13 protein-coding genes are annotated in these 13216 nt (G+C 57.4%); 11 read left to right on the top strand and 2 right to left on the bottom strand.

The features are described 5' to 3' along the window. Position 1: 1 nt before the first annotated feature. Positions 2-934: a tRNA (adenosine(37)-N6)-dimethylallyltransferase MiaA gene (gene miaA / locus QMG40_RS11035; RefSeq protein WP_283531099.1), complete on the top strand. Its 933-nt coding sequence runs from the start codon at positions 2-4 to the stop codon at positions 932-934. A gap of 57 nt (positions 935-991) precedes the next feature. Then, positions 992-1924 (top strand): diaminopimelate epimerase, encoded by a 933-nt coding sequence (gene dapF / locus QMG40_RS11030; protein ID WP_283531098.1) that lies wholly within the window; start codon positions 992-994, stop codon positions 1922-1924. Positions 1925-1968: 44 nt separating this feature from the next. Here dapF and QMG40_RS11025 read toward each other — a convergent pair whose 3' ends face one another. Beyond that, entirely contained in the window at positions 1969-2607 is a 639-nt protein-coding gene (locus QMG40_RS11025; protein ID WP_283531097.1) for a class I SAM-dependent methyltransferase, read from the bottom strand. A gap of 155 nt (positions 2608-2762) precedes the next feature. Between QMG40_RS11025 and hflX the strand changes: the two genes are divergently transcribed. Both hflX and QMG40_RS11015 read left to right on the top strand, forming a co-directional pair. After that, a complete protein-coding gene (gene hflX / locus QMG40_RS11020; protein ID WP_283531096.1) occupies positions 2763-4421 on the top strand; it encodes a GTPase HflX in 1659 nt (552 codons plus the stop codon). Then, positions 4414-6441 carry an ATP-dependent DNA helicase gene (locus QMG40_RS11015; protein ID WP_283531095.1) on the top strand — a complete coding sequence of 676 codons (2028 nt, stop codon included), beginning with the start codon at positions 4414-4416 and terminating at the stop codon, positions 6439-6441. Before hflX ends, QMG40_RS11015 begins: the two co-directional genes overlap by 8 nt. Before the next feature lie 443 nt (positions 6442-6884). Here the strand turns inward: QMG40_RS11015 and lexA are convergent, their stop codons facing one another. After that, positions 6885-7628 carry a transcriptional repressor LexA gene (lexA, locus tag QMG40_RS11010; RefSeq protein ID WP_459252990.1) on the bottom strand — a complete coding sequence of 248 codons (744 nt, stop codon included), beginning with the start codon at positions 7626-7628 and terminating at the stop codon, positions 6885-6887. 276 nt (positions 7629-7904) lie between these two features. On the opposite strand from lexA, the gene QMG40_RS11005 reads away from it, so the two are divergent. From QMG40_RS11005 to QMG40_RS10975, 7 genes are all read left to right on the top strand, one after another. Next, the gene (locus QMG40_RS11005; RefSeq protein ID WP_283531094.1) at positions 7905-8456 is read left to right on the top strand and encodes a LysM peptidoglycan-binding domain-containing protein; all 552 of its coding nucleotides are present in this window, start codon (positions 7905-7907) and stop codon (positions 8454-8456) included. Positions 8457-8799: 343 nt separating this feature from the next. Continuing rightward, positions 8800-9897, top strand: a complete 1098-nt coding sequence (locus tag QMG40_RS11000) for a histidinol-phosphate transaminase (RefSeq protein ID WP_283531093.1) — start codon at positions 8800-8802, stop codon at positions 9895-9897. 158 nt (positions 9898-10055) lie between these two features. Further along, positions 10056-10676, top strand: a complete 621-nt coding sequence (gene hisB, locus QMG40_RS10995) for an imidazoleglycerol-phosphate dehydratase HisB (protein WP_283531092.1) — start codon at positions 10056-10058, stop codon at positions 10674-10676. Next, complete coding sequence (gene hisH, locus QMG40_RS10990) at positions 10673-11353, top strand: imidazole glycerol phosphate synthase subunit HisH (RefSeq protein WP_283531091.1); 681 nt, start codon at positions 10673-10675, stop codon at positions 11351-11353. The genes hisB and hisH overlap by 4 nt, the downstream gene beginning before the upstream one ends. Continuing rightward, the gene (locus QMG40_RS10985) at positions 11353-11502 is read left to right on the top strand and encodes a hypothetical protein (RefSeq protein WP_283531090.1); all 150 of its coding nucleotides are present in this window, start codon (positions 11353-11355) and stop codon (positions 11500-11502) included. The genes hisH and QMG40_RS10985 overlap by 1 nt, the downstream gene beginning before the upstream one ends. A gap of 78 nt (positions 11503-11580) precedes the next feature. After that, positions 11581-12315 (top strand): bifunctional 1-(5-phosphoribosyl)-5-((5-phosphoribosylamino)methylideneamino)imidazole-4-carboxamide isomerase/phosphoribosylanthranilate isomerase PriA, encoded by a 735-nt coding sequence (gene priA / locus QMG40_RS10980; protein WP_283531089.1) that lies wholly within the window; start codon positions 11581-11583, stop codon positions 12313-12315. A gap of 3 nt (positions 12316-12318) precedes the next feature. Continuing rightward, positions 12319-13209, top strand: a complete 891-nt coding sequence (locus QMG40_RS10975) for an SseB family protein (protein WP_283531088.1) — start codon at positions 12319-12321, stop codon at positions 13207-13209. Positions 13210-13216: the final 7 nt, after the last annotated feature.

The following is a 13216-nucleotide window of genomic DNA, read 5'->3' as shown; positions in this document are numbered from 1 at the left end:
CATGGCAGGTTCGGCGAATGAATTGGCTGTTGTAGCAGTTGTTGGGCCCACTGGTTCTGGAAAATCAGAGCTTGCCCTGCAGCTGGCTGAGCGCTTTGACGGTGAGGCCATCAACGCTGACTCGATGCAGTTTTACCGCGGTATGGACATTGGCACAGCCAAGTTGGCAGAGATTGAACGCCGTGGCATCCCACATCATCTGATGGACTTTCTTTCTGTTCGTGAAGACACCACGGTGGCGCTCTATCAGCAGTTGGTCAGAAGCGCTATTGCCGATATCTGCTCGCGAGGAAAATTGCCCATCCTGGTGGGCGGCTCGGGACTGTACGTCAGGGCAGGCCTTGACGTACTTGAGTTCCCAGGTACCGATCCGGCGATTCGTGCAACACTCGAGAGCGAGTTGGAAAGTGCGGGGCTTGCCGTCCTGGCTGCCCGGCTCAAGAGTGTGGATCCCATATCAGCGGAAAGGATAAACGATGCCAAACGAGTGATCCGGGCACTTGAGGTGTTCGAACTAACGGCGCGACCCTTTAGCTCGTTTATGCCCACCCGCGAGTATGCCAATCCCACCATCCAAATTGGTCTTAACGGTGACCGCGCGGAACTTCATGATCGGTTGGCGTCCCGCGTCCACTCCATGGTCCGCTCAGGTCTGCAAGACGAAGTTCAAGCTCTGATTCCTGAAGGACTTAGGGACGGCCGGACAGCACAGAAGGCCTTGGGATATCAGCAGTTCCTACGTGTTATTGATGGTGAGTCCACACCTGCCCAGGCAGCCCAGGAAACCATTGTTGCCACACGGCAGTTTGCCCGCCGTCAACTCACCTGGTTCCGTGCAGATCCAAGGGTGCAGTGGCTTGACTGGTCCCAGCCGGACTTGGCGTCAGCGGCAGCCGCCCTGGTGAGTGCTAGGCAAGCTGACCAGAGCACATAATCGGCGTTCCGACGTCGCGCATTCAACGCCTTGGTCTGCGTGCCCTAGGCTTAATGCATGACTGAGTCCCCGACACAATTAACAGGCACGCGCTTTGCCAAAGGCCACGGCACCGGTAACGACTTTGTCCTGGTTGCCGATCCCGACGGCGTGCGCAGCCTCACTCCGGAGCAGATCGTCCTGCTGTGTGATCGAAACCGCGGCATTGGCGGGGACGGGCTGATCCGTGCCGTCCGCTCGCGGTACCTTCTTGAAGGTGTGGCCCTGCTGACTGAGCAGCCCGACGCCGAATGGTTCATGGACTATAGCAACGCAGATGGCTCAGCCTCCGAAATGTGTGGCAACGGGGTCAGGGTATTCGTACACTTCCTTGTGACCGAAGGACTTGTCACGCTGGCAAGTGGCGCAACGCTAAACATTGGCACCCGTGCAGGTATCAAAAGTGTGACACGCACCGACGGTGGATACCGGGTGGACATGGGCCCCTGGGATTTTATCCACCCTGTGCTTGCCGCGGAACGTGGCATGGATTCGCTGGTTGACGCCGCCGGACTGCCAGTGGAGCGCCCTGCCCTGTCGATCAGCATGGGCAACCCTCACACGGTCGTGGCACTTGCCGATCTGAGCGAACTGGCCGGCACAAAGCTCACCGCAGCACCGGCAATAAACCCAGTTCCACCGCATGGAAGCAACGTTGAGTTTGCTGTGCCTGCGGAGCCCTTGGTGGTTGGCGGGATCGGACACATTAGCATGCGCGTCCATGAACGCGGTGTGGGGGAGACGCTCTCCTGCGGAACCGGGGCCTGTGCGGCCGCTGCCGCACTGCGTTTCTGGGCTGGTGACGAGGCCCCGGACGATTGGGCCGTGGCGGTTCCCGGCGGTGTGGTGGGAGTGCGGTTCTTCACGAATCCAGACGGGCGTGAGCATGTTGAACTCAGCGGTCCGGCCGTGATCGTTGCTGAAGGTGTGCTTTTAGATGAGTTGGGCTAAAACTGCCCGTAGTGAACAGCGACTCCGGCCGGAGCCCACGGCACCTAAGGTTTGCTCCGCGTGACCTTCAGAATCCTGAAGGCCTTATTGGTGGAGTCGCGGGAAACTTTGAGCCCGGCCTCGGGGAAGCGTTCGGCAAGCTCTGCTATCAACCAGCGCTGGAGAGAATCTGAACCGAGGTTCTTTTGAACCACCAAATAGGCGTTGCCATTGTGGGCAAGGCGGGGCAGCCACATCAACAGGATTGAATGCAGCTCCGACTTGCCTACTCGGATCGGTGGATTAGACCAGATGGTGTTGAAACGGATATGCGGATCAACGGCGTCAGGTGTTGATGCACGAACATTCTCAAGCCCCAGCGCTTTGGCGTTATCCGTGGTCAGCTCAATGGAGCGTTCGTTAACGTCCACGGCATACACCGTTGCTTCGGGGGAGCGCAGTGCCAAACTGAGAGCAATGGGCCCCCAACCACAGCCTATATCCAGGAGATTCCCTGCCGACGACGGCGGCGGCGCTTCTGAGAGCAGGATAGTAGTGCCCTTATCGACACCGTCAGGACTAAAGATGCCCCCTGCCGTCTGAAGCGCACGTACCTCACCAACCAAAACCACGCTCAGTGGACGGCGCTTCATCGGAGTTGACGGTTGTGAACTGAAATAGTGCTCTGCACCCTGAGTACCCATAGTGATGCCAGATTAGTGCGAAAAACGCAGATTGTGTATCTAGGCCCACCTAAGCGCACCGGGAGCACGGCACGTTATCCACACAAAAAATATCCTCAAGGTGTGAGTGTGGGCGGACCGGACTAAGATCGTAGATAAGCCCCTATAAGGAGAACATGTCCAACTCATCTGCACACAATGGTTTCGAAGACAGCAAACTGCCCGAGTCTGACAGGAGTGCGTCAACGGCGGGCTCCGATCAGCCCGATAAGGACTTGTCCGTGACCGAGATCGAGGCCGTCATTGACCGGATCCTCGCAAAGGATGCGGCCGCTGGCCGTGCTGTGCGTGCCGACGAAGAGTCTGAGGCTCAAGACCCCTACGAGGGTTCCCCTTCTGCCCGCCCCTTATCAAAGCGGGCACAAGCCGTATCGTCGCTGGATTTCCAGCACAGTAATTTTGACGGCGACCAGTCCGAACTAGCCGAACGCAATGCGTTGCGCCGCCGGGCAAGTTTGTCCACGGAACTAGAAGATGTCTCCGAAGTTGAATACCGCCAACTCCGGCTAGAACGGGTCGTGCTGGCAGGACTATGGTCCCAAGGGACCATGGCAGATGCCGAAAACTCTCTGCGGGAACTGGCTGCACTTGCTGAAACGGCCGGCTCAGAAGTCCTCGATGGGCTTGTTCAGCGCCGTGCCAAGCCGGACCCCGCAACATTCCTGGGCCAGGGAAAGGCGCAGGAGCTCAAGGAGATTGTTTACGCAACGGGAGCTGACACAGTCATCATTGACGGTGACTTGGCACCGTCTCAGCGACGCACCTTGGAGGAAGTCGTCAAGGTTAAGGTCATTGACCGGACGGCGCTGATCCTGGATATTTTTGCCCAACACGCGCAGTCCCGCGAAGGGCGGGCGCAAGTGGAGCTGGCACAAATGGAATACCTGCTGCCACGACTCCGCGGTTGGGGTGAGTCGATGTCCCGCCAGGCCGGCGGCCGGGTGGGTGCTGCAGGCGGTGGAATTGGATCCCGTGGCCCCGGTGAGACCAAGATGGAACTGGACCGACGCAAAATCCGTACGAGGATGGCCAAACTGCGTCGTGAGATCGCGGCAATGCGTCCAGCACGGGAGACCAAACGAGCCAATCGTAAGCGCAACAGTGTCCCGTCGGTTGCGATTGCCGGGTACACCAACGCGGGTAAGTCATCTCTGCTGAACCGGCTGACCAATGCCGGGGTGTTGGTGGAGAACGCGTTGTTCGCCACGCTGGACCCCACTGTGCGTAAAACCGAGACCTCAGATGGTTTGGGTTACACGTTGGTTGACACCGTTGGATTTGTCCGATCGCTACCAACCCAATTGGTTGAAGCATTTAGATCCACACTTGAAGAAGTAGCGGACGCAGATCTGATACTCCATATTGTGGATGCTTCTCACCCTGACCCTGAGGGGCAAATCTCAGCAGTTCGGGCAGTCTTCGCTGAGGTTGGGGCACTGCAAATCCCTGAAATTATCATCCTGAACAAGGCTGATATTGCTGATCCGTTTGTTGTTGAACGACTGCGCCAGCATGAGCCGCGGACAGTAGTGATCTCCGCGCGGACCGGCCAGGGCATTGAGGAATTACTTGAGGCTATTAGCGAAGCGATTCCGCACCCAAGCGTGACGCTGACATTGTTGATCCCCTATGAACGCGGGGATGTTCTGAACAAGCTCCATCGCAGTGATGCTGAAATCATCAGTTTAGAACATGGTGAGCTCGGCACGCTGGCCAACGTGAGGGTTCGCGAAGACTTGGCTGCCGAGGTTGAACCTTTTGTCCAGCATGCCTGAAAGCAAATTGTCACAGCAGGCCCTGGAACTATTGGACAGAGCAGTTGAATCCATGGGTGGTCAACGCCGCGACGGGCAGCACGAAATGGTCCGGAGGGTGGTTAGCGCCATTGAAAGCGGTGATCACTTGTTGGTGCAGGCGGGCACTGGCACGGGTAAGTCTCTCGCCTATCTAATACCGCTCATCGTCAATGCCTTCAGCAGTGACAAGCCGGCAGTTGTGGCCACGGCAACGCTGGCCTTACAGTCTCAGATTGTGGGCCGCGATGTACCACGGCTCTTGGCTGCCTTGGCCCCGGCGTTGCCGAGGCCCGTGGATGTGGCTCTGGTAAAGGGGCGCAGTAATTATGTCTGCAAACATAAACTAGGCGGCGGATTCCCCACTGAAGACACAGGTGAAGGGGCGCTGTTCAGCCTGGGTGAGGACACCAGTGTTGCTCACCTTCCAGGGGCGAGCTCGGGGCCCACCTCGCAACTGGGCAAAGAAGTGGTGAGGTTGCGTGAATGGGCAGAGGACACCGAAACGGGAGACCGGGATGAACTTGTTCCGGGTGTGACTGACAGGGCTTGGCGGCAGGTCTCGGTCACCTCTATGGAGTGTTTGGGCGCGCAGAAGTGTCCGCTCGCCACAGAGTGCTTTTCTGAACTGGCTCGTACGCGCGGCGCGGAAGCCGACATAGTAGTGACCAACCACGCCATGCTTGCCATCAGCGCTTTTGAGGGTATAGCTGTGCTGCCTGATTACGATCTCGTGGTGGTAGATGAGGCACATGAACTCCACGATCGAGTGACCGGCGCTGTGACCGGTCAACTCTCTGTGCAGATGGTGCAGGCCGCGGCCTCGAGCACCCGCAAGCACACCGGCGTTTCGGTTGAAGCCCTTCATGCCAGCGCAACGGCTTTGGACATGGTTTTTGCAGGCGCAGCTGAAGGGCTCCTGCCCAACGGGCTCAATGATGAGCAAAGCCAAGTGATTGAGCAAGTGCGTGATGCCGTACGAGCGGCGTTGTCGGATTCAAAGCCTGAAGGTAATTCGGCAGCGGACGGTGGACGCTCCATTGCCCGGTCACGGTTGAACTTGATCTTTGACCTGTGTGAACGCCTGCTTTCGGCCAATGAGGCTCGAGAAGTGGTGTGGACCTCCCGCCCTGGCACGTTCGTACCCGGAAAGGGCTACCAAAAAGCGGACGCAGGCGAGCCAGCAGTCATCAATATTGCACCGTTGAGCGTTGCCATGAAGCTACGTGAGGGCCTATTCGCAGATAGAACAGTGGTGCTGACCTCCGCCACCCTGGCGATAGGTGAATCATTTCAGGCCACCGCTGGAGGTCTGGGGCTTCTGGGTCCCAGCGCCCCCAGCTGGACTGGTGCAGACGTTGGCTCTCCGTTTGACTACCAGAAACAGGGCATGTTGTATGTTGCAGCTCACCTGCAAAAACCAGGATTTGGAATGTCTGGCGAACAGCTTGATGAACTGGAGGCCCTCATCACTGCTGCAGGCGGCGGAACACTTGCACTATTCTCCTCGCGACGCGCGGCAGAAGATGCGGCTGAGAAGTTACGAAAGAAGCTCAAAGTAAAGATCCTTTGCCAGGGTGATTCCTCGATGTCAGGACTTATTAGAGAATTTGCCGAGGAATCAGACACCTGCCTTTTCGGGACGATGTCGCTTTGGCAGGGAGTAGATGTTCAGGGTGCCTCCTGCAGACTCGTTGTCATAGACAGGATTCCCTTCCCCCGTCCCGATGATCCACTGGTTACTGCCAGGGCAAGAGCGGTGGCCCAAAGTGGTGGAGACGGCTTTATCGCCATCTCGGCCACTCATGCGGCTGTCCGCTTAGCGCAGGGTGTGGGGCGTTTGATTCGTTCAAGTGAAGACAGGGGTGTTGTGGCAGTCCTGGACTCCCGCCTAGCCAACGCTAGCTATGGAGGATTCTTGCGGGCAGCCCTGCCACCGTTCTGGGCGACAAAGGACAGGGCCGTGGCACTTTCAGCGTTGCAACGGCTCTCAGGGAAGTAGTAAGCAGCCGGTAGCCGCCGGGCGCCAGTAATTGGCGAACAACCTCCAGTGAGTGCTAGGCAGCCGTGGCGGGCAGCCACCAACAAAAACCCACAAGGCGGGGCCGGGCATTGTGTCCGGCGCATATTCCTTGGCTACACTCTTTCGGCCCCACTCTTTCGGCCCCACTCTTTCGGCACCGGAACTGATGGCGGCTTTATCAAGGCCACCATCGGCTCAGGTTAGGAGATTCAGGCGCCAAGGCCTGCAGGCGCGTGGTTATGAGGACCGTTTCCCCTTGAGGCTCACTATCCGTTCGCTCACTGTCTGTCGGAGCGCTGTTCATTGGTGCGCTGTTTATTGGAGGGCTCTTTGTTGGTGCGTTCCCTAGTTGGTGAGCCCTGGCTTTGCCGAGTCTCGAAGCGCCTGGCTAGAGACCGTGCGGCACTAGAGACTGTGCGGCGCTAGAGACTGCGAAGGACAGAAACCACTTTGCCCATAATGGTCGCGTGATCTCCCAGGATGGGTTCGTAGCGGGTGTTCTGGGGTAATAACCAGGTATGGCCATCGCGTTGCCGGAATGTCTTCACGGTGGCCTCATCCTCCAGTAGCGCAGCCACAATGTCCCCATTGTTGGCTGTTTTTTGCTGGCGTATAACAACCCAATCGCCGTCACAGATGGCGGCGTCGATCATGGAATCACCCTGGACTCTGAGCATGAAGAGTTCCCCGCTGCCCACGATCTGCCGAGGCAGAGGCATGATGTCATCCACGGATTGATCGGCCAGGATGGGTCCACCAGCTGCGATGCGTCCCACAAGTGGCACAAATGCCGTGTCAGAGGAACTGCTGAGTTCGGAAAAGTTCAGCCCGTTTGAACTGCGTAACTTGGACGGAGAGCTAACCCCCTCGATTTCTACCTCCCCAATGTCCAGTACCAGCGGTATGAGGACTTCCATTGCGCGTGGGCGCTTGGGGTCGCGACGTAAATAGCCGTGGCGTTCAAGCTGGGTCAACTGGTGTGTGACGCTGGACAGGCTCGCCAGCCCCACGGAGTCGCCGATCTCACGCATGGAGGGTGGGTAGCCCTTGTCTGCGATGGAGCGCTGTATGCACTCCAGGATCTTCTTCTGCCGGACTGTCAGCCCCTTCATTCCGGCGCGACTAGGTGCCTGAGGGATGCGGTGCGGAGGTTCTGGAAGCGCCATGGTTCCGGGGTCCTTTCGTGGCTGCCCTGAACAATGTCAGTGCCTGCTGGTGGACTGCATATAGCGGCCAATCCTTGTCTAACAAGTTTAAGCCACAAACCAAGCAATTTCAAACATTTGTTCTAGCAGCCCTTGGCAAGTGTCGTCTATAGATGCTAAAACTGTACTAGTAGCTAATTAGAACATACGTTCTATCGAAGATTTAGAGCATGGAAATTTGATCCGATGGATGTTGGTGGCCAGGGATCTTGATCCACGGCGAAAGGACCAGAAATCATGAATGCAATGGTTATCACCGCAACAACAAGCAGTAACAAGTACACAAGCTTCTTCCCGGTGGGCGGTTTTGTCCCCAGCAGGCTCAAGGGGCGAGCGAGCAGCGCTCCACAGGTAGGAGACGTGCAGAGCGGAGACGTGCAGAGCGGAGCCTTGCAGGGCGGAGTCGTGAAGGACGGGCTCGTGAAGGACGGGCTCGTGCAGAGTCAAGGCGCGCAGATGCGAGTGCAGTTGACTCGTCGTGGCAGGTTTGTACTCTTTGGTATCCCAGCTATAGCAGTCGCTGCGGTGATGGTTTTTGTATCCTTGGCCATCATCCTTGGCTCGATAGCGACTCCGGCACAGGCCTCCGCCAAGTATCCAGCCGTTGACATGGCTGATTACGCCGTGTCCGTGACGGTTCTGCAGGGAGATAGCCTGTGGAGTATCGCCCGCGCATCGAATCCAAACGGCGACGTCCGTGATGTAGTTCGAGAGATCGTAGCCCTGAACGAGTTAGGCAGCGGAGTTCTGCAGGCCGGACAGCACCTGTACGTACCAATTTCCAGATAAGAAGCAATTCACAGCACTTGTGGCTCCACAGCAGGACCAAGGCTCGAGTCTTGGAGTCTTGGAGGCCTGGCTGCTTAGCAGGTGCGGCCGCCTCGGCAACCGTTCGAGTGACGTCGCTGATTTCATTCGTTCATTGTTCGAATAAGGCGGCGGGTTGCATTCGTACGTTGCTTGACTAGCCTCCCGTTTGCAGGAGGGCGCTTGCAGGAGGCAATCTGAATGCGAGAGCCTGGATGAGGATAGCTGAGCCTGGATGAGGACAGATGCCAGCATGAGGCTGATATAGCGTCCGCATGGCGTCACCGTTTCGAACTTTCCAGCTCTCAGCAAATAAGCTTGGTCCATGGATCAGTTTGAACGCCTAAGCCAACTGCCGCTCCGTGACGATCTGCGTGGACAGCTTCCCTATGGTGCACCCCAGCTTGATGTACCAATACTTTTGAATGTCAATGAGAATACTTTCGGTGTTCCTGCGGACGCCAGAGAAGCCATTCTTAGTGCGGTGGCAAGCGAGCTGGAAGGCCTTAACCGCTACCCTGACAGAGAATTCACTACTTTGCGCCAAGAACTGGCAGCATACCTAGGCCATGGGCTGGTCAAAGAGAACTTGTGGGCGGCCAATGGATCCAACGAAGTCCTGCAGCAGGTGCTGCAGGCTTTTGGTGGTCCTGGCCGCAGTGTTATGGGATTTCCTCCGACGTACTCGATGTACCCACTTTTGGCCAGCGGAACCGGCACAGCCTATTTGGCTGGGAACCGAGCCGCTGACTATGCTTTGAGCGCGGAATCAGCTGCCGCACAGGTGCGCCACCATGGCCCCAACATAGTTTTCTTGTGCTCACCCAATAACCCAACGGGCACCGCCTTGGGCTTAGATGTTGTTAAAGCCGTTTATGACGCGGGCGAGGCAACGCAAACCATGGTCGTCGTCGATGAGGCCTATGCAGAGTTTGCCCATGACGGGACGCCCAGCGCCCTCAGCCTCTTGCCTGGTCGTCCACGCCTACTGGTTTCGCGCACTATGAGCAAGGCATTCGCATTAGCCGGTGCCCGGTTGGGTTACATGGCCGCAGCTGCGGAAGTCACTGACGCACTGCGTTTAGTCCGGCTGCCCTACCACCTCTCGGCCATCACACAGGCTACAGCGGTTGCCGCCCTACGGAATGCAACGTCATTGCTGGCCAACGTGGAGCGGATCAAGATCCAGCGGGATCGGATCGTTGAAGGACTAACACTGTTGGGACTCTCCCCAGCACCGTCGGATTCAAACTTTGTCTTCTTTGGCGGACTTGAAAAACCTCATGAGGTTTGGGAAGCCCTCTTGGCTCAGGGTGTTTTGATACGTGACGTTGGGATCCCCGGACACCTCCGCGTTACAGCGGGCACGGAAGCCGAGACAACTGCGTTCCTTGACGGGCTCCGCGGCATTCTTGCCGACTAATACGGGGCAATTTCACGCCGTCGTAAGTGTGGAACGGCACTGGTTGGGCTTTCCCACGTCTTGTCTTCTAAACTGGTATGAATCACTGAGGATCGTTCGAGCCCCATGCTGCCTGCAAACAGCGGGGGAACGAGCGCACAAATCAAAGGACTGCTGCAATGACTGAGACCACGCCCAGCCAGGGACGTACGGCCCGTTTGGAGCGAGCCACGAGTGAGTCCAGCGTCATGGTTGAGATCAACCTGGACGGTACAGGGGTGTCAACCATCGACACGTCCGTCCCGTTTTATGACCACATGCTGACGGCGCTTTCGAAGCACTCGCTGATCGACATGAACATCAAGGCTACGGGCGATACTCACATCGATGCGCACCACACGGTCGAAGATGTTGCCATCTCCTTGGGTGAAGTCTTGAAAGAAGCACTGGGCAACAAGGCAGGGATTCGCCGCTTTGGCGAGGCAACTGTGCCGTTGGATGAAGCGCTTGCCAACGCCGTTGTTGACCTTTCGGGGCGCCCCTACCTGGTCCACGGAGGGGAACCGGCCGGGCAGGAATATCACTTGATTGGTGGTCACTTCACAGGTTCCCTGACCCGTCACGTTTTTGAAGCCATTACCTTGCACGCGCAAATATGCCTGCACATGACTCTCATCGCAGGGAGGGATCCCCACCACATCGTCGAAGCGCAGTTCAAGGCCTTCGCCCGCGCGTTGCGTGCAGCTGTTGAACCTGATCCCCGGGTGACAGGGATTCCATCCACGAAGGGTCTTTTGTGAGCTCTGGAGCAACAGGCATAGCAGCTGCGCACCAGCCAACAGTAACGGTTCTGGACTACGGTTCCGGCAATGTGCGCTCAGCAGTAAGGGCTCTAGAACGTGCGGGCGCTACTGTGACGCTCAGTGCCAAGCCTGATGATGTGCTTAACGCAGACGGGCTTCTGGTACCAGGCGTAGGCGCTTTTGGGTCAGTCATGACCGAGCTGAAAAACGTTGATGCGTTGAGAATGATTGGCCGTCGAGTTGCTGGAGGCCGTGCTGTTCTGGGTGTTTGCGTAGGTATGCAGGTCCTTTTTGACGCCGGTGTTGAACACGGACTTCATGCGGAAGGGATGGGGGAGTGGCCAGGGACGGTTGAGTTACTTCCCGCCGAAGTGGTTCCGCACATGGGCTGGAATACGGTCAAGGCCGCTGAAGGCTCAATGTTGTTTGACGGTGTTGAAAGCGAACGCTTCTACTTTGTGCATTCCTATGGTGTTCAGCAGTGGGACTTCGAGGTTTTGCAACCAAAGATGCGTCCACCGCTGGTGACCTGGTCCGAGCATGGCGCACCATTTATTGCTGCCATTGAAAATGGCCCTTTGTGTGCAACTCAGTTCCATCCGGAAAAATCGGGTGACGCCGGTGCACGCCTCCTGCGCAATTGGGTGCTCTCGCTGACCAAGGTGGCCAAATAATGTGGTCGCTGCTGCTGATGGGCTTGGCTGGCTTGCTGATAGGCGGCGCTTACACGTTCTATCAGCAGAAAACGCCTCGGTGGATACCAATCAGTTTCGCTTTGCTCGCTGTCATGTCGCTGGTGGCAGCTTATATGTTCACGCTCTAAGTTTGCGGGGTAAGTTCTCCGCAGGCAGCTTTGTCGCTGTCACTTCACATATACAGATCAAATGACGTTGAGGAACCCATGACTACTCCCATTTTGGAATTGTTGCCCGCAGTAGACGTGGCGGACGGTCAGGCGGTGCGCCTGGTGCAGGGCGAGGCTGGCTCGGAAACCGGTTACGGTTCGCCCCTGGAAGCGGCGCTGAACTGGCAGAACGACGGCGCAGAATGGGTTCACCTTGTTGACCTCGACGCCGCATTCGGACGCGGCTCCAACGTTCAATTGTTGCGGGAAATGGTGGGTGCTCTGACTGTTAAGGTGGAGCTGTCTGGTGGCATCCGGGATGATGCTTCTTTGGAAGGCGCACTTGAATTGGGTGTTGGCCGGGTCAACTTGGGTACTGCTGCACTGGAGAACCCCGAATGGACTGCCAAGGTTATTGAACGCTTTGGGGACAAGATTGCTGTGGGACTAGATGTGCGTGGTACCACTTTGGCAGGTCGTGGCTGGACGAGAGAAGGCGGCGATATCTGGGAAGTTCTAGCACGCCTGGAGGATGCCGGCTGTGCCCGCTATGTTGTTACCGACGTTACTAAAGATGGCACGTTACGCGGACCTAATGTGGAACTGTTGCGTGAAATGTGCGCCCGTACGTCAAAGCCCGTTGTAGCATCGGGTGGAATTTCCAGCTTGGAGGACCTGCGTGTGTTGCGCGGACTGGTTGGCGACGGTGTTGAAGGAGCCATCATTGGCAAGGCGCTGTACTCCGGAGCGTTCACGCTGCCGCAGGCACTTGATGTTGCAGGCCGCCGGTAGGTCATGACCGCGATGCCGAAGAAGGTTCTCCCGGGGCATATTGCCGCGGCTTTGGCTGGTGCCGGTGGTAGCCGGGATTCGGCCGGCCAGCCTTGGCAGGGCCGTGAGTTGGCTGGGGAACAGAAGTACCACAATTTTGACAACGACGACGGCGCTATAGACCCCAGCTATGCCGCCGCCCTTGAAGCACTGGCAACAGGCCATGGCAGCGAAGCCGAAGTTGTGGCTTCGCTGTCCACAATGCGTGTGTTTATTCCAATAGTGGCCAAGCTGGCGGAGCAAACGGTTGGCGCGAACGGCCTGGTCTCAGACAAAGAGTCTGACATGGCGCTGGTAACTGTGCAGGGTCCGGATGGCCGCTTAGCACTTCCAGTGTTCTCACACGCGGCGGCTTTGACGCGCTGGCATTGCGATGCGCGGCCCGTTGCCGTCTACGCAGCCCGTGCTGCCTTGTCTGCTGTTGCTGAAGAGGCTCAATTGTTGGTGCTGGATCCGGGTTCACAGCGGCCCTTTGTTATCAGGCGGCCGGCGGTGTGGGCGCTAGCCCAACAAAAAGACTGGCTGCCCAGTTACGCCGACCCTGTTGTTGATAAGGTGCTTCAAGCCTCCGTTGATGCGCTGGGACATCCCCTCGTGGTAAGCATTTCAGCAACCGCCGGTGAGGGCATAGGATCCCAGTGGGACACTTTGACTAAACCGGCTGGACAGTTGGTTTTAGGTGGAGGTACCGGCCCGGAGCTGAGTGTGACCTTAACACTGCGACCGGGACTTGATCGCTCAGAAGTAGACGATGTGTTGGCCAACCTGCAAGGATGTTGGGCAGCAAATGAAGATTTTGTCTTAGCCGTTGATTCGGTACAAATTCGGTTACTCAGCTCCAACCCGCAAAACTAATACATCG

The sequence above is a fragment of the Arthrobacter antibioticus genome (assembly GCF_030063205.1).
GTDB lineage: Bacteria > Actinomycetota > Actinomycetes > Actinomycetales > Micrococcaceae > Specibacter.
The sequence above is the reverse complement of the archived record's forward strand: the minus strand, read 5'-3'. Positions and strand labels throughout refer to the sequence as shown.